26 protein-coding genes and 1 tRNA gene are annotated in these 25,899 nt (G+C 57.1%); 17 read left to right on the forward strand and 10 right to left on the reverse strand.

Going from position 1 to position 25,899, the window contains the following annotated elements; genetic code table 11:
- Positions 1-160 precede the first annotated feature (160 nt).
- Positions 161-964, forward strand: a complete 804-nt coding sequence (dkgB, locus tag ACOI7D_RS16685) for a 2,5-didehydrogluconate reductase DkgB (RefSeq protein ID WP_060591669.1) — start codon at positions 161-163, stop codon at positions 962-964.
- Between the two features lie 32 nt (positions 965-996).
- Here dkgB and yafC read toward each other — a convergent pair whose 3' ends face one another.
- The gene (gene yafC, locus ACOI7D_RS16690; protein WP_032453031.1) at positions 997-1,902 is read right to left on the reverse strand and encodes a DNA-binding transcriptional regulator YafC; all 906 of its coding nucleotides are present in this window, start codon (positions 1,900-1,902) and stop codon (positions 997-999) included.
- A 104-nt stretch (positions 1,903-2,006) separates the two neighbouring features.
- On the opposite strand from yafC, the gene ACOI7D_RS16695 reads away from it, so the two are divergent.
- The 3 genes from ACOI7D_RS16695 (at position 2,007) to ACOI7D_RS16705 (ending at position 4,957) form a co-directional block, all read left to right on the forward strand.
- On the forward strand, positions 2,007-3,197 hold the full coding sequence (locus tag ACOI7D_RS16695) for an MFS transporter (RefSeq protein WP_023288495.1): 1,191 nt from the start codon (positions 2,007-2,009) through the stop codon (positions 3,195-3,197).
- A gap of 102 nt (positions 3,198-3,299) precedes the next feature.
- Positions 3,300-4,097, forward strand: coding sequence for an endonuclease/exonuclease/phosphatase family protein (locus tag ACOI7D_RS16700; RefSeq protein WP_072096514.1), 798 nt, complete (start codon positions 3,300-3,302; stop codon positions 4,095-4,097).
- 89 nt (positions 4,098-4,186) lie between these two features.
- A complete protein-coding gene (locus tag ACOI7D_RS16705; RefSeq protein ID WP_050533133.1) occupies positions 4,187-4,957 on the forward strand; it encodes a class I SAM-dependent methyltransferase in 771 nt (256 codons plus the stop codon).
- Between the two features lie 59 nt (positions 4,958-5,016).
- Here the strand turns inward: ACOI7D_RS16705 and mltD are convergent, their stop codons facing one another.
- Together mltD and gloB are read right to left on the reverse strand one after the other, a co-directional pair.
- Positions 5,017-6,384, reverse strand: coding sequence for a murein transglycosylase D (gene mltD, locus ACOI7D_RS16710; RefSeq protein WP_032453033.1), 1,368 nt, complete (start codon positions 6,382-6,384; stop codon positions 5,017-5,019).
- Between the two features lie 71 nt (positions 6,385-6,455).
- Positions 6,456-7,211 carry a hydroxyacylglutathione hydrolase gene (gene gloB, locus ACOI7D_RS16715; RefSeq protein ID WP_086076313.1) on the reverse strand — a complete coding sequence of 252 codons (756 nt, stop codon included), beginning with the start codon at positions 7,209-7,211 and terminating at the stop codon, positions 6,456-6,458.
- Between the two features lie 32 nt (positions 7,212-7,243).
- On the opposite strand from gloB, the gene ACOI7D_RS16720 reads away from it, so the two are divergent.
- Positions 7,244-7,966 carry a class I SAM-dependent methyltransferase gene (locus ACOI7D_RS16720; RefSeq protein WP_004204619.1) on the forward strand — a complete coding sequence of 241 codons (723 nt, stop codon included), beginning with the start codon at positions 7,244-7,246 and terminating at the stop codon, positions 7,964-7,966.
- Here the strand turns inward: ACOI7D_RS16720 and rnhA are convergent.
- Entirely contained in the window at positions 7,963-8,430 is a 468-nt protein-coding gene (rnhA, locus tag ACOI7D_RS16725; RefSeq protein WP_004204620.1) for a ribonuclease HI, read from the reverse strand. The genes ACOI7D_RS16720 and rnhA overlap by 4 nt on opposite strands.
- A 64-nt stretch (positions 8,431-8,494) precedes the next feature.
- On the opposite strand from rnhA, the gene dnaQ reads away from it, so the two are divergent.
- Entirely contained in the window at positions 8,495-9,226 is a 732-nt protein-coding gene (gene dnaQ, locus ACOI7D_RS16730; RefSeq protein WP_004204621.1) for a DNA polymerase III subunit epsilon, read from the forward strand.
- A 133-nt stretch (positions 9,227-9,359) separates the two neighbouring features.
- Positions 9,360-9,436: transfer RNA gene (locus tag ACOI7D_RS16735), tRNA-Asp, on the forward strand.
- A 59-nt stretch (positions 9,437-9,495) separates the two neighbouring features.
- Here ACOI7D_RS16735 and ACOI7D_RS16740 read toward each other — a convergent pair.
- Positions 9,496-10,377 carry a LysR family transcriptional regulator gene (locus ACOI7D_RS16740; protein WP_012968890.1) on the reverse strand — a complete coding sequence of 294 codons (882 nt, stop codon included), beginning with the start codon at positions 10,375-10,377 and terminating at the stop codon, positions 9,496-9,498.
- Positions 10,378-10,480: 103 nt separating this feature from the next.
- Here ACOI7D_RS16740 and eamB point away from each other — a divergent pair, with 103 nt between their 5' ends.
- Entirely contained in the window at positions 10,481-11,071 is a 591-nt protein-coding gene (eamB, locus tag ACOI7D_RS16745; RefSeq protein WP_109546639.1) for a cysteine/O-acetylserine transporter, read from the forward strand.
- 28 nt (positions 11,072-11,099) lie between these two features.
- Here the strand turns inward: eamB and ACOI7D_RS16750 are convergent, their stop codons facing one another.
- The 3 genes from ACOI7D_RS16750 to fadE form a co-directional block, all read right to left on the reverse strand.
- Positions 11,100-12,200 (reverse strand): AI-2E family transporter, encoded by a 1,101-nt coding sequence (locus ACOI7D_RS16750; RefSeq protein ID WP_109546638.1) that lies wholly within the window; start codon positions 12,198-12,200, stop codon positions 11,100-11,102.
- 247 nt (positions 12,201-12,447) lie between these two features.
- Entirely contained in the window at positions 12,448-13,218 is a 771-nt protein-coding gene (locus ACOI7D_RS16755) for an amidohydrolase (protein WP_109547567.1), read from the reverse strand.
- Between the two features lie 178 nt (positions 13,219-13,396).
- Complete coding sequence (gene fadE, locus ACOI7D_RS16760) at positions 13,397-15,841, reverse strand: acyl-CoA dehydrogenase FadE (RefSeq protein WP_109546637.1); 2,445 nt, start codon at positions 15,839-15,841, stop codon at positions 13,397-13,399.
- Between the two features lie 239 nt (positions 15,842-16,080).
- Between fadE and lpcA the strand changes: the two genes are divergently transcribed.
- Together lpcA and ACOI7D_RS16770 are read left to right on the forward strand one after the other, a co-directional pair.
- The gene (lpcA, locus tag ACOI7D_RS16765) at positions 16,081-16,662 is read left to right on the forward strand and encodes a D-sedoheptulose 7-phosphate isomerase (RefSeq protein ID WP_004145825.1); all 582 of its coding nucleotides are present in this window, start codon (positions 16,081-16,083) and stop codon (positions 16,660-16,662) included.
- A 74-nt stretch (positions 16,663-16,736) separates the two neighbouring features.
- On the forward strand, positions 16,737-17,504 hold the full coding sequence (locus tag ACOI7D_RS16770) for a class II glutamine amidotransferase (RefSeq protein WP_004204630.1): 768 nt from the start codon (positions 16,737-16,739) through the stop codon (positions 17,502-17,504).
- Here the strand turns inward: ACOI7D_RS16770 and dpaA are convergent.
- Positions 17,475-18,215 (reverse strand): peptidoglycan meso-diaminopimelic acid protein amidase, encoded by a 741-nt coding sequence (gene dpaA, locus ACOI7D_RS16775; protein WP_023288503.1) that lies wholly within the window; start codon positions 18,213-18,215, stop codon positions 17,475-17,477. The genes ACOI7D_RS16770 and dpaA overlap by 30 nt on opposite strands.
- A gap of 411 nt (positions 18,216-18,626) precedes the next feature.
- On the opposite strand from dpaA, the gene ACOI7D_RS16780 reads away from it, so the two are divergent.
- The 7 genes from ACOI7D_RS16780 to nqrM are packed head-to-tail and all read left to right on the forward strand — an operon-like array spanning position 18,627 to position 24,687.
- A complete protein-coding gene (locus tag ACOI7D_RS16780) occupies positions 18,627-19,970 on the forward strand; it encodes a Na(+)-translocating NADH-quinone reductase subunit A (protein ID WP_032453036.1) in 1,344 nt (447 codons plus the stop codon).
- A gap of 3 nt (positions 19,971-19,973) precedes the next feature.
- Positions 19,974-21,212, forward strand: coding sequence for an NADH:ubiquinone reductase (Na(+)-transporting) subunit B (locus ACOI7D_RS16785; RefSeq protein WP_023288505.1), 1,239 nt, complete (start codon positions 19,974-19,976; stop codon positions 21,210-21,212).
- Entirely contained in the window at positions 21,205-21,999 is a 795-nt protein-coding gene (locus ACOI7D_RS16790) for a Na(+)-translocating NADH-quinone reductase subunit C (RefSeq protein WP_032453038.1), read from the forward strand. The genes ACOI7D_RS16785 and ACOI7D_RS16790 overlap by 8 nt, the downstream gene beginning before the upstream one ends.
- Positions 21,992-22,630 (forward strand): NADH:ubiquinone reductase (Na(+)-transporting) subunit D, encoded by a 639-nt coding sequence (locus ACOI7D_RS16795; RefSeq protein ID WP_023288507.1) that lies wholly within the window; start codon positions 21,992-21,994, stop codon positions 22,628-22,630. The genes ACOI7D_RS16790 and ACOI7D_RS16795 overlap by 8 nt, the downstream gene beginning before the upstream one ends.
- Positions 22,631-22,636: 6 nt before the next feature.
- Positions 22,637-23,233, forward strand: a complete 597-nt coding sequence (gene nqrE / locus ACOI7D_RS16800; RefSeq protein ID WP_004177335.1) for an NADH:ubiquinone reductase (Na(+)-transporting) subunit E — start codon at positions 22,637-22,639, stop codon at positions 23,231-23,233.
- Positions 23,234-23,245: 12 nt separating this feature from the next.
- The gene (gene nqrF / locus ACOI7D_RS16805; RefSeq protein WP_004204637.1) at positions 23,246-24,469 is read left to right on the forward strand and encodes an NADH:ubiquinone reductase (Na(+)-transporting) subunit F; all 1,224 of its coding nucleotides are present in this window, start codon (positions 23,246-23,248) and stop codon (positions 24,467-24,469) included.
- 2 nt (positions 24,470-24,471) lie between these two features.
- The gene (gene nqrM / locus ACOI7D_RS16810; protein ID WP_004204638.1) at positions 24,472-24,687 is read left to right on the forward strand and encodes a (Na+)-NQR maturation NqrM; all 216 of its coding nucleotides are present in this window, start codon (positions 24,472-24,474) and stop codon (positions 24,685-24,687) included.
- A 262-nt stretch (positions 24,688-24,949) separates the two neighbouring features.
- Here nqrM and ACOI7D_RS16815 read toward each other — a convergent pair whose 3' ends face one another.
- A complete protein-coding gene (locus ACOI7D_RS16815) occupies positions 24,950-25,810 on the reverse strand; it encodes a glycerophosphodiester phosphodiesterase family protein (RefSeq protein ID WP_109546636.1) in 861 nt (286 codons plus the stop codon).
- Positions 25,811-25,899: the final 89 nt, after the last annotated feature.

The raw sequence follows: 25,899 nt of genomic DNA on the forward strand, positions 1-25,899 counted from the left end.
ATAAGAGCCCTGAGCATCTGCTCAGGGCTTTTTTGTTTGATCTGTTTCCGATTATTGCTAAATCAGCAAAAATCCTCTGCATTAATCGCTCTTTTTCCCCTCCACACCATCAGCCATAATTTCACTCGTTAACCGAAATGAACAAATAACGAGGAAAAACATGGCAATCCCTGCATTTGGTCTTGGCACCTTCCGTCTGAAAGATGATGTTGTTATCGCATCCGTAAAAACCGCGCTGGAGCTGGGCTATCGTACTATCGACACCGCGCAAATCTACGACAACGAAGCCGCGGTGGGTCAGGCTCTCGCTGAGAGCGGCGTGCCGCGTGATGAGCTGTTCATCACAACCAAAATCTGGATCGAAAACCTGAGCAAAGACAAGCTGATCGCCAGCCTGCAAGAGAGCCTGCAGAAGCTACGCACTGACTATGTTGATCTGACGCTGATCCACTGGCCGTCACCGAACGATGCGGTGGCTGTTGAAGAGTTTATGGCTGCTCTGATGGAAGCGAAGGCGCTCGGCCTGACCCGTCAGATCGGTATCTCCAACTTCACTATTCCACTGATGGAGCGTGCGATTGCCGCCGTTGGCGCTGAAAACATTGCTACCAATCAGATTGAGCTTTCGCCGTATTTGCAAAACCGTAAAGTCGTCGATTGGGCGCGTGAGCACGGTATCCATATCACCTCCTACATGACCCTGGCCTACGGTAAGGCGCTGAAAGATGAGGTGATTGCCCGTATCGCGGCGAAACATAATGCGACTCCGGCGCAGGTTATCCTGGCATGGGCGATGGGCGAGGGGTACGCGGTGATCCCATCCTCGACGAAGCGTGAGAACCTGGCCAGCAACCTGAAAGCGCTGGATCTGAAGCTGGATGATGACGATCGCCAGGCGATCGCCGCACTGGATTGCAACGATCGGCTGGTGAGCCCGGAAGGTCTGGCGCCGCAGTGGGATTAATCTCCTGCTTCCGGTATGCCCATCAGAGGGTACTACGACAGCTCCTTCGGGAGCTGTTTTACGTATTCGCTCAGAAAATCAATAAACGCCCTGATACGTGTGCTGACGGCTCTATCGCTGTAGTACACCGCGCTGAAGGGCATCTCCACCGGCAAACGTTTGTCGGCCAGTAGTTCAACAAACTCCCCACTGGCTATCTCTTTATCCACCATATAATCCGACAGGCAGGCAATACCGTTCCCGGTCAGACACAGTTGCTTGAGCGTTTCCCCACTGTTCGATGATACCGCCGCCTCAATCTCTAACAACTGACCATCGCAACAGGATACCGGCCAGGTGTTCAGAGAGACGGGTTCAGTGAAGCCCAGACATTGATGTTGTTTAAGATCTGACGGATGCTGCGGCACGCCGTAGCGCGAAACATACTCTGGCGAGGCGACGATCTTCCGATAGCTGGTGAACAGCGGTCGGGCGCGCAGGCTGGAATCGGTTAAGGTTCCGGCCCGAATAGCCACATCCACTTTTCGTTCAATCAGATTAATAAATGTTTCTGACGACACGAGCGACAGCGTCATTTCCGGGTAACGCTCGCGAAATGGCTTCACCAGCGGCATGAGAAAATGCAGCATCACCGGCGTCGCGGCATCCACCCGCAGCAGGCCCCGCGGCGTCGTGCGCGTTTCCAGCAGGTCGTTTTCTGCCGCCGCCATCTCCTGCAATACCACCTGCATCCGGCGAAAATAGCGCTCGCCTTCCTCTGTCAGACTGAGCTGACGGGTGGTCCGATTGAGCAGGCTAACACCAAGCTTGGACTCGAGCTTTTTGACTGCCCGGCTGACGGCAGAGTTGGCCTGACCAAGCTGTTCGGCCGCCCGGCTGAAACTCCCGCTTTCCACTACCGCCACAAAGATGGCGATCTCCTCGGATGTGGCTCTCATTATTGCACCTGTAGCAAAATTCTATTGATACTTTGATAGTTTTTGTTATTTATACAACCCTTCATACTACGTGTCATCTTAATCCTGATGCTACGGAGTAAATTATGCCACTGGCGCTATTTGCCTTAACCATCGGTGCCTTCGCAATTGGCACCACTGAATTCGTGATTGTCGGCCTGGTCCCGACGATTGCCCAACAACTCTCTATTTCGCTGCCGTCGGCAGGCCTGCTGGTTTCTATCTACGCGCTGGGCGTGGCGATCGGCGCTCCGGTGCTGACGGCGTTAACGGGGCGTATGCCGCGTAAACAGCTGCTGCTGGCGTTGATGGTCCTGTTTACGGCGGGTAATGTGCTGGCCTGGCAGGCCCCGGGCTATGAAACGCTGATCCTGGCGCGCCTGCTGACCGGTCTGGCACACGGCGTGTTCTTCTCTATTGGCTCGACAATCGCCACCAGCCTGGTGGCAAAAGAGAAAGCAGCCTCGGCTATCGCCATTATGTTCGGCGGCCTGACGGTCGCGCTGGTAACCGGGGTGCCATTCGGGACTTTCATCGGTCAGCATTTTGGCTGGCGGGAAACGTTCCTCGCGGTATCGATTCTGGGGGTGATTGCGCTTATCAGCAGTCTGATTCTGGTGCCGAATAATATCCCGGGCCGCGCCAGCGCCAGCCTGCGCGATCAGCTGAAAGTCTTAACCCATCCGCGCCTGCTGATGATCTATGCCATTACCGCGCTGGGCTATGGCGGCGTGTTTACCGCCTTTACCTTCCTTGCGCCGATGATGCAGGAGCTGGCCGGCTTCAGCCCGTCAGCCGTGAGCTGGATCCTGCTGGGCTATGGCGTCTCGGTGGCTATTGGCAACGTATGGGGCGGCAAACTGGCCGATAGGCATGGCGCCGTCTCCGCGCTGAAGTTTATCTTCGCCGCGCTGGTTGTGCTGCTGCTGGTGTTCCAGCTGACCGCCAGCATTCACTATGCCGCGCTGGCAACGGTGCTGGTGATGGGCGTTTTCGCCTTCGGCAACGTGCCGGGCCTGCAGGTGTACGTGGTGCAAAAAGCAGAGCAGTACACCCCCGGGGCTGTCGACATCGCATCTGGCCTGAATATTGCCGCCTTCAACGTCGGCATCGCGCTGGGGTCGATCGTCGGTGGACAGACGGTCGAGCGGTACGGTCTGGCGCAGACGCCGTGGATTGGCGCGGTGATTGTGCTGGTCGCTTTGCTGTTGGTGGCCCTGAGCGGACGTTTAGATAAATTGCCACGCCGTTCGGCAGCGCTTTCTCCCGAAGGCTAAGGGTTTCTCGCAATTTGCATTGAAAGTGTATGGGAAAATCCCTATAACAGAATAACCAGTCGTCGTCGGGCTGGTTTCTGTTATCGAGGATTAATGCCCAAATTGCGAAAGAACACCTACGCCATGCGCTATGTCGCCGGACAACCTGCGGAGAGAATATTGCCTCCGGGGGCGTTTGCGGGCGTGAGTCCGGTTTATCCCGCCGGCACGCCGTTAAGCAGCGATGAGAAAATCCGCGTGCTGGTGTGGAATATCTTCAAACAGCAGCGCGCAGAGTGGCAGTCGGTCCTTAAGAATTTTGGCAAAGACGCGCACTTAGTCCTGTTGCAGGAGGCGCAGACGACGCCGGAGCTGGTCAGGTTCGCGACCACCAACTATCTGGCCGCCGATCAGGTGCCTGCGCTGGTGCTGCCGCAGCATCCTTCCGGCGTGATGACGCTGGCTTCCGCCCATCCTATCTATTGCTGCCCATTGCGCGAACGTGAACCTATTTTGCGTCTGCCTAAATCAGCATTAGTGACTGTCTATCCGCTGCCCGATGCGCGGCTGTTAATGGTGGTCAATATCCATGCCGTTAACTTCAGCCTTGGCGTCGACGTCTACAGCAAACAGCTGCTGCCGATTGGCGATCAGATCGCCCATCACAGCGGGCCGGTGATCATGGCCGGCGACTTCAATGCCTGGAGCCGCCCGCGGATGAACGCCCTGTACCGCTTTGCACGCGAGATGTCGCTGCGTGAAGTTCGTTTCCCGGACGATCAGCGCCGCCGCGCGTTTGGTCGCCCGCTCGATTTTGTGTTCTACCGTGGGTTAAGCGTGCACGATGCTTCCGTGCTGGTAACCCGCGCCTCCGACCACAACCCGCTACTAGTCGAATTCAGTCCCGGCAAGCCTGATTAATTTAAGGTTGGTCAGGCCTGCCATGGGGCAGGCCTGCGCATGCATGGTGCTGCCTTTTATTACTCAAAAAACCGTAAGGACAAGACAACATGACAACACGCTCTCACCATGACAACGTCGAAAAGCAGTTCGGCTCCCAGGCCAGCGCCTATCTGACCAGCGCCGTGCACGCCTCTGGTCGCGATCTGCAGCGGCTGGCGGAACGACTGGCTGATTTTCCTCAGGCGAAAGTGCTGGATATGGGCTGCGGGGCAGGGCACGCCAGCTTTACCGCGGCGGGACAGGTTGCCGAGGTGACCGCCTATGATTTATCGAGCCAGATGCTGGAGGTCGTTGCCGCCGCGGCAAAGGAGAAAGGTTTTAGCAATATCGTGACCCAGCAGGGGTATGCCGAAACGCTGCCGTTCGCTGATGCCAGCTTTGATATCGTTATCAGCCGCTATTCTGCTCATCACTGGCATGACGTTGGCCAGGCGCTGCGCGAGGTGAAACGTGTCCTCAAGCCGGGTGGGGTGATGATCGTGATGGACGTGATGTCGCCGGGCCATGTGGTGCGTGATGTCTGGCTGCAGACGGTGGAAGCCTTGCGCGATACCTCGCACGTGCGTAATTATTCCTGCGGCGAGTGGCTGACGCTGGCGACGGAGGCGGGGCTGGTGATTAATCAGCTGTTGACCGATCGCCTGCCGCTGGAGTTCAGTTCGTGGGTGGCGCGGATGCGTACCCCTGAGCCGCTGGTGGAGGCGATTCGTTTATACCAGCAGAGCGCCTCGGCGGAGGTGAAAGCCTACTTTGAGTTACAGCAGGATGGTTCCTTTACCAGCGATACCATCATGTTTGAAGCGCATAAAGCGGTTTAATACGGACAACAAAAAAGGCACCGGGGGAAGTCGGTGCCTTTTTATCGAACCCTGACGTATCAGGACTCTGGTCGATCGCTGTTTTTCACAAACAGCGTTAGCTGATCGCCAGGCCGCAGATTGTCGGTATCGCTGTTCCAGCGCATGACGTCGCGAATATTAACGCCATGACGTTTGGCGATGCTCGACAGCGAATCACCTTTGCGAACGCGATAGGTGATGCTATCGCTGTTATTCGCCAGACGCTGCGCGCTGCTGCCGGCGCCGATAACCAGGTTCTGTCCAACCTTCAATCCAGAGCCGCGCAGGTTATTCCACTGCTGCAGATCGCGGGTCGTGACGCCGAGACGGGAAGCAATCCCGGAAATGGTATCGCCGGAACGCACCTTATAGCTTCGGCTGGTCAGCGGCGTATTATCCGCGAGCTGCGTCGGCTGTACGGCGGCAATGTCGCCGGAGGCCAGCGATTCACGCAGCTGGGCTGCGTGTTTCTGCGGCACCATGACGTACTTTGGCCCGCTAGCGCCCAGCGTTGACCCCTTTACGCCGGCGTTGAAGGTCTTCAGCTTGCTGACCGGCATACCGGCCATATCCGCGAGCTGAGAAATATCAACCGGACTGTCGAGGCGAACGCGCGCCAGCGCACGGCTTTCATCAGCCGTAGGCAACTTCACGCCGTAACGTTTGCTGTTTTTGAGGATGTCGCTCAATGCCAGCATTTTCGGTACGTAGACTTTCGTTTCATGCGGCAGAGACAGCGACCAGAAATCGGTGGGTTTGCCACGCGAACGGTTCGCTTTCACTGCCTTCATGACCCGACCTTCGCCGCTGTTATATGCCGCAACCGTTAACAACCAGTCGCCGTCGAACATTTTGTTCAGACGTTGCATCATGTCCAGCGCCGCGGTAGTCGATGCGACAACGTCACGACGCGCATCGTAACTGCGGGTCTGTTTTAAACCATAATTGCGCCCTGTGCTCGGAATGATCTGCCAGATGCCTGCGGCATTGGCGCCAGACGTCGCGTGTGGGTCAAAAGCGCTCTCCACTATGGGTAGTAATACCAGTTCCATTGGCATGTTACGTTTCTTAACCTGCCCGGCTATCCAGTACATATACGGCTCTGCCCGTAAAGTTACATCGTGGAGATAGCTCTTATTTCTTAAGTACTTCTGTTTTTGCTCGCGAATCCGGGGGTTATCCGGTATTCCCATCTTTAGCTCGTCGCCTATGGAAGTCCACAGATCCTGGTCTTGCGCGTAGAAGGTTCCATCATCTAACCAGCGCGCTTGACTTGTGAACTTGCCTGCTTCCCCTTGACCAGCCGCAGAAAGGCTCTGTGCTCGCTGTTCGACGGTGCCATCGTGCTTAGACGCCTGGCACCCCACCAGCAGGACAGAGGCGAATAATATCGCTCGTGCCTTCATGTGTGTGTCAATAGTTGCTTAAAAGACGACCAAGGATAACGGCGAAGTTAGCCGATGACAAGAATTAAATATCAGAATTCGTCTTTCTTTGACCTTAACCACGCAAATCGCGCCACAGAGTGTTGCAATTTTGTTTCTTTGTTAATTTTGTCAATTAAATCAATATCATTTACCCGTAAAAATAAATTTATACGCCGCTCGTTTTTCAGAATTACGGGTAGTGTCTTTTGTTTTTTTGCACGTAACTCATTAACTTTATGATAGTAATCGTTTATGTCCCTATCATCAGGCAGGATACTCAACGCAAACTTCATATTCGCTAACGTATATTCATGTGCGCAACATATAAGGGTTTCTTCAGGAAGGGCGTTAATCTTCATAAATGATTGATACATTTGCTCTGCAGTGCCTTCGAACAGCCTTCCGCAGCCGCCGGAGAACATCGTGTCGCCGCAAAACAGATAAGGTTCGCTGTAGTAACAGATATGTCCTAATGTGTGACCTGGCGTGGAGAAAATGGAAAAATCGACCCCGAGAATTGACAGCCGATCGCCATCGTCTACTACCTGAGTAACCCCCTTATCCTGGGTTTCTGCCGGCCCGTAAACCACCAGAGAGGGGAATTTTTCACGTAATTGTTTTACGCCGCCGACGTGATCCTGATGGTGATGGGTCAGTAAAATGGCCTCGGGCTGCCACTGGTTTTCTTCGATTGCCGCCAGAACCGGCGCGGCCTCGCCCGGGTCAACGATGATGCAGCGGCCGTGATTCTCAGTGAGAACCCAGATGTAGTTGTCCTGAAACGCGGGAATACTGATAAGATTCATAAATTACCTCTAAAGCGTAGCGGAAGGTGGCAATGAAGCCGGCAAGGATACCTCATACAGTGACAGCGCCTGAGCATTGGTCCAGTATGCCGTGGGGCGAATACTATCGCGAAACGCTGGAGCAGCAGATGAAGCCATGGCTGGCTAAATTATATGGCTTTCATCTGCTTAAGATTGGCAATCTGAGCGCGGAAATCAATACCGAAGCTTGCGCCATCTCGCACCAGGTGAATGTCTCGCTGGCGGGAAACCCAATGCAGGTCCGGGCCGACCCGCTGCATTTGCCCTTTGCCGAAAAGTCCGTCGACGCCTGCCTGCTGGCGCATACCCTGCCGTGGTGCAGCGATCCGCATCGCCTGCTGCGGGAGGCCGATCGCGTCCTGATCGATGATGGCTGGATGATCCTGACCGGGTTTAATCCGGTGAGCCTGATGGGATTGCGTAAACTGGTGCCGGTGCTGCGCAAAGGCACGCCGTACAACAGCCGTATGTTTACGTTGATGCGCCAGCTGGACTGGCTGTCGCTGCTCAACTTTGAAGTGCTGCATTATGGGCGTTATCAGGTTTTACCCTGGTCGCGGCATGGCGGCAAACTGCTGAGCACCCATCTGCCAGCGCTGGGCTGTTTGCAATTAATTGTCGCCCGCAAACGGACTATTCCGCTCACCCTTAATCCGATGAAGTCAGGGAAAGCGAAAACCCAGCTACGGCCGGCAGTCGGCGCCACCCGGCAGTGGCGCAAGGGGCAGAATTAGCTCTCAGGCTGGTAGCCGATGTCGTCCTGAGTGGGATGGGAGGCCGCCGCGCGGGCCAGCTCGTCGCAGCGTTCGTTTTCTGGATGGCCGGCGTGGCCCTTCACCCACTCCCATTTGATCTTATGCTGGCCAAGCGCGGCGTCCAGCCTCTGCCAGAGGTCGACATTCTTTACCGGTTTTTTCTCTGCCGTTTTCCAGCCGCGCTTTTTCCAGTTGTGGATCCACTGGGTGATCCCCTGGCGGACATACTGGCTGTCGGTGCTGAGCACCACCTCGCAATGCTCTTTTAACGCTTCGAGGGCGACGATCGCCGCCATCAGTTCCATGCGGTTATTGGTGGTCAGACGGTAGCCGGCGCTAAAGGTTTTTTCGTGCTGGCGGTAGCGCATGATGGCGCCGTAACCGCCGGGTCCTGGATTTCCCAGGCAAGAGCCGTCGGTGAAAATTTCTACCTGTTTGAGCATCTCTGGTAGACTTCCTGTAATTGAAATCGATTTGTAAACGATAAGTCTGACATAAATGACCGCGATGAGCACTGCAATTACGCGCCAGATTGTTCTCGATACCGAAACCACCGGTATGAACCAGATCGGGGCGCACTACGAAGGACACAAGATCATTGAGATCGGCGCCGTGGAGGTGATCAACCGCCGCCTGACCGGTAACAATTTCCACGTCTATCTCAAGCCCGATCGGCTGGTGGATCCGGAGGCGTTCGGCGTGCACGGGATCGCCGACGAATTCCTGCTGGATAAACCCACCTTTGCCGACGTGGCCGATGAATTTATGGATTACATCCGCGGCGCGGAGCTGGTGATCCATAACGCCTCGTTCGATATCGGTTTTATGGATTATGAGTTCGGTAAGCTGAACCGCGGCATTGGAAAAACCGAGACCTTCTGTAAAATCACCGACAGTCTGGCGCTGGCGCGGAAAATGTTTCCCGGCAAGCGCAACAGTCTGGATGCGCTATGTTCGCGCTACGAAATAGACAACAGCAAGCGTACGCTGCACGGGGCACTGCTCGATGCCCAGATCCTTGCCGATGTCTATCTGATGATGACCGGCGGCCAGACGTCGATGGCGTTCTCTATGGAAGGCGAAAGCCAGCAGCAGGCAGGCGAGATGGGGATTCAGCGCGTCGTTCGCGCCGCCAGTCAGTTACGGGTGGTTTATGCCTCTGATGAAGAGCTGGTGAACCATGAATCCCGCCTCGATCTGGTACAAAAGAAAGGCGGAAGCTGCCTGTGGCGTGCCTGATAACCACTAAAATGGATTAAAAGTAGGCGGTTGGGCGATTTTTGCAGCAAACGATTCAAAACGGTAGAAAAAGCGTTGACGGGGTAGAGGGGAATCCGTAATATTCGCCTCGTTCCCAACGGAACAACAACGCGGAGCGGTAGTTCAGTCGGTTAGAATACCTGCCTGTCACGCAGGGGGTCGCGGGTTCGAGTCCCGTCCGTTCCGCCACTATTCAGAAAGCCTGAATCAGCAATGATTCAGGCTTTCGTCGTTTTCGTCGCCGAATTTCAGCGCGCCTCTTGTTCCTCCTGCATACACTGCATGAATACCCGCATCGCCGGACTGATTGCTTTCCCGGCGTGATGGGCGCAGAGCGCATGGATCGTCAGCGGCGTCTCGCTGAACGGCAGCTCGACCAGCGTCCCGCGTTTGAGTTCCTCCTCTACCGCAAAGCGCGGCAGAAAACTCACCCCCAGATTGCCCGCCACGCACTGCTTGATGCTTTCAATACTCCACAGTTCGATGGTGTTCTCCATGGTAATGCCGCGCTGGCGCAGGGTACTTTCAAAAATCTGCCGGAACACGCACTGGGGTTCGTTGATGATAAAGCTCAATGGGATATGCTGCCGCGGGCGCAGGAAGTCGACCGGCGCCTGATCGACTGACGCGACCAGCGCCAGCGGCTGCGGGCCAAGTTCCATCATGGTGAGCGCATCATCGTTGCCAACCCGGTAAAACACCCCCAGGTCGACTTCGTCAGCGAGCAGCGCATCACGGATGCTGTAGCAATTGAGCGACTGCAGTGACAGGCGGACCTTCGGGGCGCGTTGCTTAAAACGCTGCAGCACCGGCGGCATTTTGTACGCCAGCAGGGTTTCACCAGTGGCGACGCGAAGTTCGCCGCCGGGTTCATCGTCCTGGCGCGCCGCCTGGCGAATCGACGCCATCACTTTGGTCAGATCGTAGACGTGCGGCAGGACATTTTTACCCGCGGCGGTGAGACACATTCGTCGGCCAATTTTCTCAAACAGCGGGATGGCAAGCTCCTGCTCAAGCTGCTGGATATGAAAGGTTACGGTGGACTGGGTGCAGCACAGTTTCTGCGAGGCGCGCAGAAAGGATCCTTCTTCGACAACCGTTTTGAAGGTGATAAAGCGTCGCAGATCCATATTTCCTCTTTATATCGACATTCTCGAATTCAGAATGAAAAAACATTCATTTTTTTAAATTATCAGCTTCGGGTACTGTCTGCCAGTCAAGAGGAGAAAACACGTGACACCTACCCTGATTAGCGCCTTTTTAACTTACACCCTGATCACCGCTCTGACGCCCGGGCCGAATAATATTCTGGCGCTGAGCAGCGTCACCGCGCACGGCTTTCGACGGAGCATGCGGGTTCTGGCCGGCATGAGCCTGGGGTTTGTGATCATCATGCTGATTTGTGCCGGGCTGACGTTCACTCTCGTTACCCTGGATGAGGGGATAACCTCCCTGCTACGCTGGGTCGGCGCGGGGTATATCCTGTGGCTGGCCTGGCATATTGCCCGCAGCGACCCGGCCAGCGGTGGGCAGGAGGAGCGGCCTGTCAGCTTCTGGGCCAGCCTGGGGCTGCAGTTTGTGAATGTAAAAATTATCCTGTACGGCATCACGGCCCTGTCGACCTTTGTTCTGCCGGTGACTCGCGAGCCATTCTGGCTGGTGATGATAAGCCTGTTGCTATCAGTAATAGGCGTTGCCGGCAATCTTTGCTGGGCGCTGACCGGTCAGCTGTTTCAGCCGGTGTTCGAACGCCATGGAAGAGGGTTAAATCTGCTGCTGGCGCTGCTGTTGGTCTGGTGCGCGGTACGAATGTTTATGGAATGAATTAAGGGAGCGTAACGCTCCCTTGAGGTTATTTATCCTGCGCCAGGGCGGGTTGCCCTTCATTTACCCAGGTCATGAAGATCCGATAACCGATGGCCAGCAGGGTGGCGCCGAGAAACATACCGAGAATGCCGTTAGAGGCCATTCCGCCGAGGGCGCCCAGCAGCACTACCGGCATTGGCGCATCGACTCCGCGCCCCAGCAGCAGTGGTTTGAGGACGTTATCGGCCATACCGGCGACGATCAGCAGGACAGTGTAGAAGATATCCATTCCGGTACTGTGGGTGCCGAGACTCCACATCAGCGCGATGGCCGGGGCCGTCACCAGGATCACCGGCACCTGTGCAATGCCGAGGATCAGAGCAAGTATAAAGAAGATCCCGACGGCGGGGATGCTGGCCATCAGCATGATCACGCCGACCAGCAGCGCCTGGATCAATGCCACCCCGATGACGCCCTGGGCGACCGCGCGGATGGTGCTGGTGCACAGGCGGGTGAGGGTCACGCCTTTATTTTCATCGGTAATACGGATGGCAATACGCTGGGCGCTGATGGCGCCCGCTGCGCCCCAGGCCATCATAATTCCCGAGACGATAAACGAAATAATAAAGCCAATCAGCCCGCCGCCCATGCTGGCTAATATGCTGAGAAACTGTTTGGCAATGTCGCCGATTTGCGAGCGGTAATTACTGAGCAATCCTGGCAGATCGACGGAAGCTCTCATCCACAGGGCGCTAAGCCGTTCGCCAATGATCGGTAACGCGGCAATGCGCGAGGAGGGCGGGGGAATGGTAAAGCTCTGGCTGCCCATCTTGTCTATCATGGCGCTGGCGCTTTCCGCCAGCGAGGTGATCATCAGCACCGTGGGGATAATAATCAGTAAAATACCTAACAGCACCAGCACCACCGACGCCAGCCCCTGTTTACCGGCGAAAAGTCCGGCAAAATATTGATGTAAAGGATAGAGCGCCACGGCCAGAATCAATGCCCAGAGCATCATATTGACGAAGGGCGAAAAGACGGTAAAACAGAATGAGGCCAGCGCCAGAATAAGCCCGAACCGAATAAACATATCGAGAAAGCGGGTGACCAGCCGTTTTTCTATTAACTGAAGATTATTATTATCCATTTTCTATTACGCTCATAAAATATGCATACGCCAACGCTCAGCCGGGTTCACCAAAACAAGCTGGCAACAGAAAAGTCATGATTTACAACACAGAAGTTAATTGAAAATGATCTCCGCCCGTTTGGTTGTGGGCCGTTTAATGAGTGTAGAACAGAAATGAAGGGCGCCTTGTAAATATTCTGCTGGGTGCGGCAAGAGGAAATTCCGCTTTCTTTTCCCGCAGAAGGGGGAAGAAAGCGGAGGGGGATTAATCCAGAGTAAAAGGATCGGCATCGCGCCAGGCGGGGAATTTTTCACGATATTCCTGGAGGGCGCTCAGCGACAGTTCGGCGTCAAGACGAGTGGCCTGATGCGGGTCGGCGGTGGCGACAATCTCCCCCTGGGGACTGATAATCCGGCTATCACCGCGGTAATGATGGCCGTTGCCGTCGGTGCCGACCCGGTTACAGCCGGCGACGTAGGCCTGGTTCTCAATCGCGCGGGCGACCAGCAGCGACTGCCAGTGCAGCGAGCGCGGCGCCGGCCAGTTCGCCACATACAGCGCCAAATCATAGTCGTTAAGGTTACGCGACCATACCGGAAAGCGCAGGTCATAACAGACCAGCGGCAGGATCCGCCATCCTCGCCATTCAAAGACCACGCGCTTGTCTCCGGCCTCATAGTGATGGTGTTCATCCGCCATACGAAACAGGTGGCGTTTATCATAATGATGGACCGTGCCGTCAGGCTTGACCAGCAGGAAGCGGTTAACGGCCCCGCGCTCAGTTTGCAGCGCCGCGCTGCCGGCGATCAGCGCCTGGGTTTGCGCCGCCCTGGCATGCATCCACGCCACCACCTCGGCCTCGGGTAAAGACTGTTTTGCCGCTTCCATCGCAAAGCCGGTGGTAAACATCTCAGGTAAAACAATGATATCGCGCCCGACAATCCCTTCCAGTTGGCGATCAAAATGGCGCAGGTTAGCAGGGCCGTCCATCCAGACCAGCGGTTGTTGCAACAGCGTAATTTTCAGGCCAGGCACAATGGTCAACTCCATTCTCATGAGGGGGTTAGGTTAACTGTAACACCTTATCAGCCTCGCGGCGGTCCGCGGAATATTTTGTTAAAAAAATGCTACTAACAGGAACGGCGGGGGAAGGAGAGACGAAAAAAAGGCGGGGAAAATTCCCCGCCCGGCGTGTGATGTGGTTGTTGTTTTATTATGCGGCTTCAACGTTGCGAACTTTTTCCGGCAGCTTTACCGGCTGGGTTGCCAGCTCCTCTGGCGCAAAGTCGTCAACGTTAATGCTGCGCAAGCGACTGTGCTCTGCTCGGGTCAAAATGGCGGCTTCATCCTGACTGATTAAGCCTTTCGCCAGGGCATGGGCGGCCAGTTCGTCGAGACGGGTGAACGGCAGATTTTTACCCAACTCTTTGCAGATACGCTGGTGGATAGGATCGGCCGCCATCACTTCCAGCAGCGCCTCTTCCAGCAGGCCGACCGGGTTATGCTCGCTCGGCGTCAGGTACTGACCGCGACCGATGCGGGAGCGGGTGGCGCTGGGCACCTGCAGAATTTTAGCGACTTTATGGTCCAGCTTATCCGACGGCGCATGATGATGACGACCGGTCGGGAAGATGACCAGGCGCATTGCGCCAGCCACCAGACGGTTGGGGAAGTTTTTCAGCAGATCGTCGATGGCCTGCTCGGCCTGATGCAGCGCATCCTGCACCCCCCAGTGAACCAGCGGCAGATCGGCTTCATTGCGTCCTTCATCGTCATAGCGTTTCAGCACCGCCGAGGCCAGGTACAGCTGGCTTAACACATCCCCCAGACGCGCAGAGATACGTTCGCGACGCTTGAGACTGCCCCCCAGCACCGCCATCGAGACGTCTGACAGCAGCGCCAGGTTAGCGCTCAGACGGTTCATTTGCTGATAGTAGCGGCGGGTGACGTCGCGGGTCGGCGCGCTGCTGGTGCGTCCGCCGGTCAGGCCCAACCAGAAACTCCGTACTTTGTTACTGCCGACATGGCCGATATGTTTGAACAGCAGCTTGTCATAGGCGTTCAGGTCGTTGTTCTGCGCGGCTGCCATCTCCTCCAGCACGTACGGATGGCAGCGAATCGCACCCTGACCGAAGATCATCATGCTACGGGTCAGAATGTTCGCACCTTCCACGGTGATGGCGATAGGCGCGCCCTGATATGCCCGGGCGAGGAAGTTGCCTTTGCCCAGCATAATGCCTTTCCCGCCGGTAATATCCATTGCGTCGATAATGGAGCGCTGGCCGCGGTGGGTGCAATGATATTTCACGATCGCGGAGAGCACCGCCGGTTTCTCGCCGAGCATAATGCCGTAGGTAATCAGCGAGGCCGCAGCATCCATCACATAAGCATTACCGGCAATGCGCGCCAGCGCCTCTTCAATGCCTTCCATTTTACCGATCGAGATTTTGAACTGGCGGCGAATATGGGCGTAAGCCCCGGTCGCCATAGCCACCGATTTCAGGCCGCCGGTGGAGTTGGACGGCAGTGTAATACCGCGGCCCACCGACAGACATTCAACCAGCATGCGCCAGCCCTGACCGGCCATCCCCGGCCCACCGATGATGTAATCGATCGGCACGAAGATATCTTTGCCGCGGGTTGGGCCGTTCTGGAACGGGACGTTAAGCGGGAAGTGGCGACGGCCAATTTCCACGCCCGGGGTGGAGGTCGGGATCAGCGCGCAGGTGATGCCCAGCTCTTCTTCCCCGCCCAGCAGACGATCCGGGTCAGAAAGTTTAAAGGCCAGTCCCAGCACGGTGGCGATAGGCGCCAGCGTAATGTAGCGTTTGTTCCATGTCAGGCGCATACCCAGCACCTGCTGGCCCTGCCAGTCGCCCATGCAGACCACGCCGGTATCCGGGATGGCGCCGGCGTCGGAGCCCGCTTCCGGGCTGGTGAGTGCGAAGCAGGGGATCTCCAGCCCGCGCGCCAGACGCGGCAGGTAATGGTTTTTCTGCTCTTCAGTACCGTAATGCTGCAGCAGCTCGCCCGGGCCCAGTGAGTTCGGGACGCCGACGGTGATCGCCAGAATGCCGGAGACGCCAGAGAGCTTCTGCAGCACCCGCGACTGGGCATAAGCGGAGAATTCAAGCCCGCCATACTCTTTCTTGATGATCATCGCGAAGAAGCGGTGTTCTTTCAGATACGCCCACAGCTCCGGCGGCAGATCGGCCATTTCGTGGGTGATGGCGAAGTCGTTGGCCATCCGGCAGGCTTCTTCCACCGGGCCGTCGAGGAAGGCTTGCTCTTCGGCGGTCAGACGCGGCTGCGGATAGTTATGCAGCTTATGCCAGTCAGGATTACCGCGAAACAGATCCCCCTCCCACCAGGTGGTCCCGGCGTCGATGGCTTCCTTTTCGGTACGCGACATCGGCGGCATGACCTTGCGGAAGGCGCGAAACGCCGGTGCGGAAATCATGGATTTACGCATAGGCGCAAAGTTAAACGGCAACAGAATGATCGCCAGCGGCAGCAGCAGCCAGATATTCCACAGACCGGCCGCGCCGAGCGCTGCGGTCCAGGCGAGCAAGATCACGCTGCTGAGCAGCAGGCTGACCCGGTGATAGAAGAGCGCACCGAGTAAAACAACGGTTGCAACAATACTCAAAATCATCATAGAGAAATGCTCCCTGTGCTTGTAGGAGGTCTGACCACTTGTGATGTATTGGTTGTAGTGCATGCCTTTTTATTTAGCAATGTGTTTACAAAATAATTACAACCTTGCTCACATTGTTGTATGCAAAAGCGGCACATAAAATCAAAAGGGCGGGGGATAACGCAGCCTGCTGCTTCTCGCTTCGGCGGCTATCCGGTACACTGCCAGGGTTATTCCACTCATACTGAAGGATTATCCTCATGTACCAGGATCTTATTCGTAACGAACTGAACGAAGCCGCGGAAACGCTGGCTAACTTTCTGCAGGACGAAGCCAATATCCATGCTATCCAGCGTGCCGCTGTCCTGCTGGCGGATAGCTTTAAGGCGGGTGGTAAAGTGCTGTCCTGCGGCAACGGCGGTTCCCATTGCGATGCGATGCATTTTGCGGAAGAACTGACCGGACGTTATCGCGAAAACCGCCCGGGATATCCGGCCATTGCGATCTCCGACGTCAGCCATCTCTCCTGCGTGAGCAATGATTTTGGCTATGAGTATGTCTTCTCCCGCTACGTTGAATCCGTCGGCCGCGCGGGCGATGTGCTGCTCGGCATCTCCACCTCCGGCAACTCCGGCAACGTAATCAAGGCCATTGAGGCCGCGCGGGCGCAGGGGATGAAAGTGATCACCCTGACCGGTAAGGACGGCGGTAAAATGGCCGGTAGCGCCGATGTGGAAATTCGCGTGCCGCACTTTGGCTACGCCGACCGCATTCAGGAGATCCACATCAAAGTGATCCATATCCTGATTATGCTGATCGAAAAAGAGATGGCGAAAGGCTAACAGGCAGGTGAGTGTGTACTGTTGACGGCGGCCTCGCTTCGGCGCCGTCGTGATTTGTGATGGTGAGGTGATCTATGTGCGAACTGCTCGGGATGAGCGCCAATGTGCCAACAGATATCTGTTTTAGCTTTACCGGGCTGGTACAGCGCGGAGGCGGGACGGGGCCGCATAAAGACGGCTGGGGCATCACCTTCTATGAAGGCAAAGGCTGTCGCACATTCAAAGATCCGCAGCCGAGCTTTCAGTCGCCGATCGCGAAACTGGTCCAGGATTACCCCATTAAGTCCTGTTCCGTCGTCGCGCATATCCGCCAGGCCAATCGCGGGATGGTGGCCCTGGAGAATACGCATCCGTTCACCCGCGAGCTGTGGGGGCGTAACTGGACCTACGCGCACAACGGGCAGCTCAAAGGCTATAAATCGCTGAAAACCGGCAATTTCCACCCGGTAGGTGAAACCGACAGTGAAAAGGCCTTCTGCTGGCTGCTGCACCGCTTAACCGAGCGCTACCCGCGTACGCCGGGCAATATGCTGGGAGTATTTAAGTATATCGCCACCCTGGCGGGGGAACTGCGTGAGAAAGGGGTGTTCAACATGCTGCTGTCGGACGGACGCTATGTGATGGCGTTCTGCTCGACCAACCTGCACTGGATCACCCGGCGGGCGCCGTTCGGCGTGGCAAAACTGCTGGACCAGGATGTGGAGATCGACTTTCAACGCGAGACCACACCCAACGATGTGGTCACGGTTATCGCCACGCAGCCGCTGACGGCCAATGAGACCTGGCATAAGATCATGCCAGGCGAGTGGGCGTTATTTTGTCTCGGGGAGCGTATAGTTTGAGGCCAGCTGCGGCTGGACAACCTCGTGGCTGAGCGGCTTGCTCACCACATAGCGGCCGTCGGTCACTGATACGACCGGCGGTTTGTGGGTTTGCTGGAAATAATCATAGCCAGGCTTCAGCTGTTTCCAGAAATCCGCATAGTAGGAGTATTTGTGGCGTTCCATATTGGCGTTGGTCATGCGGAACGGATAGATACTCACCTGCACGCTTGGCTGACCGAAGACTAAGGCGCCGGTCACGAACTGGAAGATCTCATCGATCCCGCTGTCGGTCATAGCGTAGCAGCCGACAGAGACGCAGTCGCCGTGGATCATCAGGTATTTCCCTTCATAACCATGGGCGCGATCGTAGGCGTTCGGGAAGCCGATATTGATCGCTTTATAGAAGCGGCTGTCGGGTTTGAGCTGGCTGCGGGTGACGTTATAGAACCCTTCCGGACTCTTGAAATCGCCCTGGCGCTGTTTCGGGCCCAGGCCTCCGGAGTAGTTGCAGATCCGATAGCTGTCGAGGAGCTGGTAGGTCTCACCCATTTTGACGTAAAGGTCGAGCATGCGCTCTTCTTTAAAGATCTCAATGTAAACCGGTGAACCCATTAATTGCTGCTTATATTCTTTGCTAACCGGCGTCGTCGGGCTGTTGCTGCTGAGCAGCCCGGCAAATGACATGCACGGCAGCAGAAGCATCGCAATAAATAATGCGATTTTGCGCATACTGCTTGTTCCTTGATAAAACAAAATAGCCACATTGCCAGGACGGCAAGAGAGACCCGAAATCAGAGTTTTCTGGATTTAGAGCGCTCACATTAGCATCACGGCATTTTTTCGCAAGGGCGACGTGGCGGCGTTTACAATTCCGCCTCACTTTATACCCCGCCAGCGACGAAAACACAGTGAGAACTTTGCGCAATAGCTCGCATTTTAGAAGCACTTATTGCCTCTCGCGCTACAGCCGACGCTCACGAAATGTTACACTTGCGCCGGTTCATCACCAGAGTAAGAAAGGATGCTTCTCTTCCGTCCTGAGCGCATCTGGCGCCGTTTCGCCCTTTCTTCTCTGCCATTCTGTCAATAAGCTGGCCCCGGCCTGCGTCGGGGTTGAGGTTACGGATACCTGCTAACGATATGATTAAAATCACAAAAGGGCTGGATTTGCCCATAGCTGGCATGCCATTACAGCAGATTTCTCCCGCGCCAGCGGTGAAGCGCGTCGCGCTACTCGGCGAAGAGTACGTCGGCATGCGTCCCGCCATGGCGGTCAAAGAAGGCGATCGGGTCAAAAAAGGTCAGATCCTGTTCGAAGATAAAAAGAACCCCGGCGTCTGCTTTACCGCCCCGGCGAGCGGGGTCGTCAGCGCGATCCACCGCGGTGAACGGCGCGTGTTGCAGTCGGTGGTGATTGATATCGAGGGCAATGACGCGGTGGCGTTTACGCGTTACGCCGCGGACGCGCTGGCTGAACTGCCGCGCGACACCGTGCAGCAGCAGCTGCTGGCGTCGGGCCAGTGGACCGCGCTGCGCACACGGCCATTCAGTAAAACGCCGCTCCCGGGCAGCGTGCCGGCCGCCATCTTTGTCAACGCCATGGATACCAATCCGCTGGCGGCGGAGCCGCAGCCGATTATTCTGGCCGAACGGGCCGCTTTCGACGCTGGCCTTACCGTGCTTACGCGTCTGACCGACGGGAAAGTCCACGTCTGCCAGCCCAGCGGCGGCAAGCTCGGCGGTCATCCTGTCGGCCAGGTCAGTTTTAACCAGTTCAGCGGGCCGCACCCGGCGGGGCTGCCGGGAACGCATATTCATTTCCTCGAGCCGGTGAGCCTGAATAAGCAGGTCTGGCACCTCAATTATCAGGACGCGATCGCCATTGGTAAGCTTTTCCTCGACGGGGAGCTCTACTGCGAACGGGTGATCGCGCTCGGCGGCCCGCAGGTGATATCGCCGCGACTGGTCAAGACGACGCTGGGCGCCAGCCTGGACGATCTGCTGGCAGGCGAGTTGCAGGAGGGGGAAAACCGGGTCATTTCCGGCTCGGTGCTCAGCGGCACCCGCGCCCATGGCCCCCACGCCTTCCTCGGGCGCTTCCATCTGCAGGTGAGCGTGGTTAAAGAAGGGCGGGAAAAAGAGCTCTTCGGCTGGGTGATGCCGGGCAAAGAGAAATTCTCGATTACCCGCACCACGCTGGGCCATTTCTTCAGGCGCAAGCGCTTTCATTTCTCTACCGATACCCACGGCGGCGAGCGGGCGATGGTGCCGATCGGCAACTACGAGCGGGTGATGCCGCTGGATATCCTGCCGACCATACTGCTGCGCGATCTGCTGGCCGGGGATACTGACAGCGCTCAGGCGCTGGGCTGTCTGGAGCTGGATGAAGAAGATCTGGCGCTGTGCACCTACGTCTGCCCCGGTAAGTATGAATATGGCCCTGCGCTGCGCAGCGTATTAACCCGGATTGAGCAGGAAGGATAAGAGATGGGCTTAAAGCATCTGATTGAAAAAATTGAGCCGCATTTCACGCACGGCGGCAAGCTGGAAAAATATTACCCGCTGTATGAAGCGGCGGCGACCATCTTCTACACACCAGGCCAGGTCACCCGCGGCGCGGCGCATGTGCGCGACGCCATCGACCTCAAGCGGTTGATGATCCTCGTGTGGTTTGCCGTCTTTCCGGCGATGTTCTGGGGGATGTATAACGTCGGGCTGCAGACCATACCGGCGCTGCATAAGCTTTACGGCGCCGAACAACTGCAGCAGGCGATCGCCAACAACTGGCACTATAGCGTCGCCCAGTGGTTAGGGGTGAGCTTCAGCGCCGACGCCGGCTGGCTGAGCATGATGACCCTGGGGGCGGTCTTTTTCCTGCCGATCTATATCACCGTCTTTATCGTCGGCGGCTTCTGGGAAGTGCTGTTCGCTATCGTGCGCAAGCATGAAATCAACGAAGGCTTCTTTGTCACCTCGATTCTGTTCGCGCTGATCGTCCCGCCCACGCTGCCGCTGTGGCAGGCGGCGCTGGGGATCTCCTTCGGGGTGGTGATCGCTAAAGAGATTTTCGGCGGTACCGGGCGCAACTTCCTCAACCCGGCGCTGGCAGGGCGCGCGTTCCTGTTCTTCGCCTATCCGGCGCAAATCTCCGGCGACCTGGTGTGGACGGCGGCGGACGGTTTTTCCGGCGCTACGCCGCTCTCCCAGTGGGCCAGCGGCGGCGGTGAAGCGCTGGTTAACGTCGCTACCGGCATCCCGGTGAGCTGGATGGACGCCTTCCTCGGCAATATTCCGGGCTCGATTGGCGAAGTCTCCACGCTAATGATCCTGATCGGCGGCGCGATCATCCTCTTTGGCCGCGTCGCGTCCTGGCGCATCGTCGCCGGGGTGATGATCGGCATGGTCGCCACCGCTACCCTGTTTAACGTTATCGGCTCCGACACCAACCCGATGTTCGCTATGCCATGGTACTGGCATCTGGTACTCGGCGGCTTCGCCTTCGGCATGATGTTTATGGCGACGGACCCGGTATCCGCCTCGTTTACCGATAAAGGAAAATGGAGTTACGGCGTGCTGATCGGCGTGATGTGCGTGCTGATCCGCGTGGTGAACCCGGCTTATCCGGAAGGGATGATGCTGGCGATCCTCTTCGCCAACCTCTTCGCACCGCTGTTCGATTACCTGGTGGTGCAGGCCAATATTAAGCGGAGGAAGTCGCGTGGCTGAGAAGAAAAGTAACGATAGCATCGGCAAAACGCTGCTGGTGGTGCTGGTGCTTTGTCTGGTCTGCTCCATCGTGGTAGCGGGCTCGGCCGTGGGGCTGAAATCCCGCCAGCAGGCGCAGCGGGCGTTGGATAAGCAGCGTAATATCCTGGCGGTGTCCGGCCTGATGCAGCCCGGCATGGATGCTGATGCGGTCGCCGACACCTTCGCGGCGCGCATTTCGCCGCGACTGGTGAATCTGGCGACAGGCGAGCTGCTGGAGAAAGACCCGGCAAAATTCAATCAGGCCCAGGCGCTGAAGGATCCGCAGCAGAGTATGGCGCTGGATGCCAGCCAGGATCCGGCGGGGATTAAACGCCGCAGCAATCTGGCGGAAATCTACCTGGTGCGCGACGCGCAGCAGAAGATTGAGCAGGTGGTGTTGCCCATTTATGGCAATGGCCTGTGGTCGATGATGTACGCCTTCGTGGCGCTGGACGTCGATGGCCGCACGGTGAAAGGCATTACCTACTATGACCAGGGGGAGACCCCGGGGCTGGGCGGCGAAGTGGAGAACCCGAACTGGCGCCAGCAGTTTGTCGGCAAGCAGGTGCTGGATGACAACGGCATGCCGGCGCTGAGAGTGGTCAAAGGCGGCGCGCGCGCTGGTGACCTGCATGCGGTTGATGGCTTATCGGGCGCCACGCTGACGTCAAATGGCGTACAGCACAGCTTTGATTTCTGGATGGGTGAACTGGGCTTTGGTCCGTTCCTGAAAAAGGTGCGTGAAGGAGGGCTGAACAATGGCTGAACAGAGCGAGATGAAAGAGGTGAAGCGCGTGCTGGTGGGGCCGCTCATCGCCAATAACCCCATCGCCCTGCAGGTACTGGGCGTCTGCTCCGCGTTGGCGGTCACCACTAAGCTGGAAACCGCCTTCGTGATGACCATTGCGGTGACCCTGGTGACGGCGTTCTCCAGCATGTTTATCTCGATGATCCGCCACCACATTCCCAACAGCGTGCGCATCATCGTGCAGATGGCGATCATCGCCTCGCTGGTTATCGTGGTGGATCAGCTACTGCGGGCTTTCGCCTATGAGACTTCCAAGCAGCTGTCGGTATTCGTCGGGCTTATCATCACCAACTGCATCGTGATGGGGCGCGCTGAAGCTTACGCCATGAAGTCGCCGCCGCTGGCCAGCTTTATGGACGGTATCGGCAACGGTCTCGGCTACGGCGCGATCCTGATTATCGTCGGCTTCCTGCGCGAGCTTATCGGCAGCGGCAAGCTGTTCGGTATCACGGTGCTGGAGACGGTGCAGAACGGCGGCTGGTATCAGCCGAACGGCCTGTTCCTGCTGGCGCCGAGCGCGTTCTTCATTATCGGTTTACTGATTTGGGCCCTGCGTAGCTGGAAGCCTGAACAGCAGGAAAAGGAGTAATCGATGATGGCTCATTACATTAGCCTGTTTGTCCGCGCGGTGTTTGTTGAGAACATGGCGCTGGCCTTTTTCCTCGGGATGTGTACCTTCCTCGCGGTGTCGAAAAAGGTCTCCACCGCCTTCGGCCTCGGCGTTGCGGTGACGGTGGTGCTGGGTCTTGCCGTACCGATCAACAACCTGGTGTATAACCTGGTGCTGCGCGACGGCGCGCTGGTGGAGGGGGTAGACCTCAGCTTCCTGAACTTCATCACCTTTATCGGGGTGATCGCCGCGCTGGTGCAGATCCTCGAGATGATCCTCGATAAGTACTTCCCGGCGCTATACAACGCGCTGGGGATCTTCCTGCCGCTGATTGCGGTTAACTGCGCGATTTTCGGCGGTGTGTCGTTCATGGTGCAGCGTGATTACAACTTCCCGGAATCCATCGTTTACGGCTTTGGCTCCGGCATCGGCTGGATGCTGGCGATCGTGGCGATGGCGGGGATCCGCGAAAAGATGAAGTACGCCAACGTGCCTGCCGGTTTGCGCGGGTTAGGGATCACCTTTATCACTACCGGGTTGATGGCGCTGGGCTTTATGTCCTTCTCCGGCGTGCAGCTATAAGGGCGAATAAGTATGGAAATTATTCTTGGCGTCGTGATGTTCACGCTGATTGTGCTGGTGCTGTCGGGGCTTATCCTGGCAGCGCGCTCAAAGCTGGTGAACGCGGGCGACGTGGTTATTGAGATCAATAACGAAGCGGATAAGCAGATCCGTACCCCGGCGGGGGATAAGCTGCTGAACACGCTGTCCAGCAACGGGATTTTTGTCTCCTCCGCCTGCGGCGGCGGCGGCTCCTGCGGCCAGTGTCGGGTGACTATCAAAGAGGGTGGCGGCGATATCCTGCCGACCGAGCTTTCGCATATTACCAAACGCGAAGCCAAAGCCGGCTGCCGTCTGGCCTGCCAGGTCGCGGTGAAGCAAAACATGAAGATTGAGCTACCGGAAGAAATCTTCGGCGTCAAAAAATGGGAATGCGAAGTTATCTCCAATGATAACAAAGCCACTTTCATTAAAGAGCTCAAGCTGCGGATCCCCGAGGGGGAGGTGGTGCCGTTCCGCGCCGGGGGCTATATTCAGATCGAATGCCCACCGCATAAAGTGGCCTATGCTGACTTCGATGTCCCGGATGAATACCGCTCGGACTGGGACAAGTTCAATCTGTTCCGCTACGTCTCTGAGGTGAAAGAGCCGACCCTGCGCGCCTACTCGATGGCTAACTATCCGGAAGAGAAGGGCATCATTATGCTCAACGTGCGCATTGCGACGCCGCCGCCGAAGGTGCCGGATGCCCCGCCGGGGATCATGTCGTCCTATATCTGGTCGCTGAAGCCGGGCGATAAGGTGACGATTTCGGGGCCGTTCGGCGAGTTCTTTGCCAAAGAGACCGACGCCGAGATGGTGTTTATCGGCGGCGGCGCCGGGATGGCGCCGATGCGTTCGCATATTTTCGACCAGCTCAAGCGCCTGCACAGCACACGTAAAATCAGCTTCTGGTACGGAGCGCGCTCGCTGCGCGAGATGTTCTACGATGATGAGTTTGAACAGCTGGCGCGGGATAACCCGAACTTTACCTTCCACGTTGCGCTCTCTGATCCGCTGCCGGAAGATAACTGGACGGGGCATACCGGCTTTATCCATAACGTTCTGTACGAGAACTATCTGCGCGATCATCCGGCGCCGGAAGACTGCGAGTTCTACATGTGCGGGCCGCCGGTAATGAATGCCGCAGTGATTAAGATGCTGAAGGATCTGGGCGTCGAGGACGAGAATATTCTGCTCGACGACTTTGGAGGCTGACGATGCTGACGGTGTTTGTCGCAACCTTTGTGATTTTTGCGCTGGTGATCCTCGGGATGTCGCTGGGCTACCTGGTGAAGCGCAAGAGCATTCAGGGCAGCTGCGGCGGGATCTCCTCGCTGGGACTGGAGAAAGTCTGCGACTGTCCTGAGCCTTGCGACGCGCGTAAGAAACGTCTCGCCCGCGAGGCGCAGCGCCAGCAGCGGCGCATTTTGTAATCTGTGAGGTTTCCGGGCAGATTGCGCTCCCGATATTTCTTTTGCGTGATGCCACTCATGGCGCAGGGAGCGCACCGGGGGCGGCCAGTCGCCGCCGCCTCCGGGCTCCGGCCAGCACCGGTAGTTTCAACTGCCCCAGGCCCGGCGGTGAGTTAACAGCCAGTCCTGGAAGGGTAGGCCGGGTAAGGCGTAGCCGCCACCCGGCAACAACATGCCAGCAACGTGAGGCCGCTTTCGCGGCCTTTTTTAGCCATTGACTCCCTTACTGCCAGCTTTTCGCCTGCGCCGGGGAATCCACCATCACGCCGTCAGCGCCCAGCTCTTTCGCCGTGCGGTAATCTTCCGCACTGTTGATGCCGAAGAAGATAATGTGCGCTTTACCCTGCGAGCGGAAGCAATCCATCGCCTCTTTATCCCAGGTGAGCGTCGCCGGGGAGACCCCTACCCCAAGGGTGAATTTCTCCACCACCTCTACCTTGCGCTTCAGCTCCAGCCCATACCACTGGTCGCCTTCGCGCTGGCTGGCAGGCTGGCACTGATGGCTGAGCGAAATGCTGGCAAGTCTGGTGCGGGTTTCGCTGCGGGTGACGAAGCGGGGAATAGCCGGCGGCAGCGCGGCGATATAGCGGTCTTCGGTGGAATAGACCCGCACGCGATCGAGGCTGTGCGTAGCTTTTAACACCGCAAGCAGGCGCTCGCCCATCACGGTCGGGTCGGCATCCGGAGATTTAATGTCGATGTAGAAGAACGTGTGCGGCCATTGCTGCAAAACGGCTTGCAGCGTGGGAATGGTGGCCTGCCTGCCGCGCCAGGGGTGGCTGTCATCACCCCATTTCCAGCCGGCATCGACTTTCGCCAGCTCGGCGGCGGTCAAACTGGAAACGTTGCCCTCGCTATTGGTTAATGCGGAAAGATCGCTTGACCGGTAGAGCACCGGCACGCCGTCGTGGCTTAACTGCACCGTGACCCAGATCGCCTCGGCGTTATTCTCCAGCGCCAGCTTAATGGCCGGCAGGGTATTTTCTGGCGCATCGCCGGTGCCGCCGCGATGGGCAATCAGCTGCGGGGCGGCCCAGGCGCCGGCGGAGGCCAGCAGGCAAAGTGCGGTAAGTATTTTCTTCATGATTATATCTTCCAGATTTATCGGTTAACTTTATGAAAATAAACATAATTTATTGCAGTTTTATGTTTTAACCGCTTTTCTGGGCGATG

The organism is Klebsiella sp. C360, from assembly GCF_048822415.1.
Lineage (GTDB): Bacteria > Pseudomonadota > Gammaproteobacteria > Enterobacterales > Enterobacteriaceae > Klebsiella > Klebsiella quasipneumoniae.

Coding starts and splice junctions, on each gene's coding strand:
- nqrF (WP_004204637.1), top strand. CDS start 23,246: ATGGAAATTATTCTTGGCGTCGTGATGTTCACGCTGATTGTGCTGGTG.
- ACOI7D_RS16780 (WP_032453036.1), top strand. CDS start 18,627: ATGATTAAAATCACAAAAGGGCTGGATTTGCCCATAGCTGGCATGCCA.
- dpaA (WP_023288503.1), bottom strand. CDS start 18,215: ATGCGCAAAATCGCATTATTTATTGCGATGCTTCTGCTGCCGTGCATG.
- ACOI7D_RS16770 (WP_004204630.1), top strand. CDS start 16,737: ATGTGCGAACTGCTCGGGATGAGCGCCAATGTGCCAACAGATATCTGT.
- gloB (WP_086076313.1), bottom strand. CDS start 7,211: ATGAATCTTATCAGTATTCCCGCGTTTCAGGACAACTACATCTGGGTT.
- yafC (WP_032453031.1), bottom strand. CDS start 1,902: ATGAGAGCCACATCCGAGGAGATCGCCATCTTTGTGGCGGTAGTGGAA.
- nqrM (WP_004204638.1), top strand. CDS start 24,472: ATGCTGACGGTGTTTGTCGCAACCTTTGTGATTTTTGCGCTGGTGATC.
- mltD (WP_032453033.1), bottom strand. CDS start 6,384: ATGAAGGCACGAGCGATATTATTCGCCTCTGTCCTGCTGGTGGGGTGC.
- nqrE (WP_004177335.1), top strand. CDS start 22,637: ATGGCTCATTACATTAGCCTGTTTGTCCGCGCGGTGTTTGTTGAGAAC.
- dkgB (WP_060591669.1), top strand. CDS start 161: ATGGCAATCCCTGCATTTGGTCTTGGCACCTTCCGTCTGAAAGATGAT.
- lpcA (WP_004145825.1), top strand. CDS start 16,081: ATGTACCAGGATCTTATTCGTAACGAACTGAACGAAGCCGCGGAAACG.
- ACOI7D_RS16720 (WP_004204619.1), top strand. CDS start 7,244: ATGAAGCCGGCAAGGATACCTCATACAGTGACAGCGCCTGAGCATTGG.
- ACOI7D_RS16740 (WP_012968890.1), bottom strand. CDS start 10,377: ATGGATCTGCGACGCTTTATCACCTTCAAAACGGTTGTCGAAGAAGGA.
- ACOI7D_RS16785 (WP_023288505.1), top strand. CDS start 19,974: ATGGGCTTAAAGCATCTGATTGAAAAAATTGAGCCGCATTTCACGCAC.
- ACOI7D_RS16815 (WP_109546636.1), bottom strand. CDS start 25,810: ATGAAGAAAATACTTACCGCACTTTGCCTGCTGGCCTCCGCCGGCGCC.
- rnhA (WP_004204620.1), bottom strand. CDS start 8,430: ATGCTCAAACAGGTAGAAATTTTCACCGACGGCTCTTGCCTGGGAAAT.
- dnaQ (WP_004204621.1), top strand. CDS start 8,495: ATGAGCACTGCAATTACGCGCCAGATTGTTCTCGATACCGAAACCACC.
- ACOI7D_RS16795 (WP_023288507.1), top strand. CDS start 21,992: ATGGCTGAACAGAGCGAGATGAAAGAGGTGAAGCGCGTGCTGGTGGGG.
- ACOI7D_RS16750 (WP_109546638.1), bottom strand. CDS start 12,200: ATGGATAATAATAATCTTCAGTTAATAGAAAAACGGCTGGTCACCCGC.
- fadE (WP_109546637.1), bottom strand. CDS start 15,841: ATGATGATTTTGAGTATTGTTGCAACCGTTGTTTTACTCGGTGCGCTC.
- ACOI7D_RS16705 (WP_050533133.1), top strand. CDS start 4,187: ATGACAACACGCTCTCACCATGACAACGTCGAAAAGCAGTTCGGCTCC.
- ACOI7D_RS16695 (WP_023288495.1), top strand. CDS start 2,007: ATGCCACTGGCGCTATTTGCCTTAACCATCGGTGCCTTCGCAATTGGC.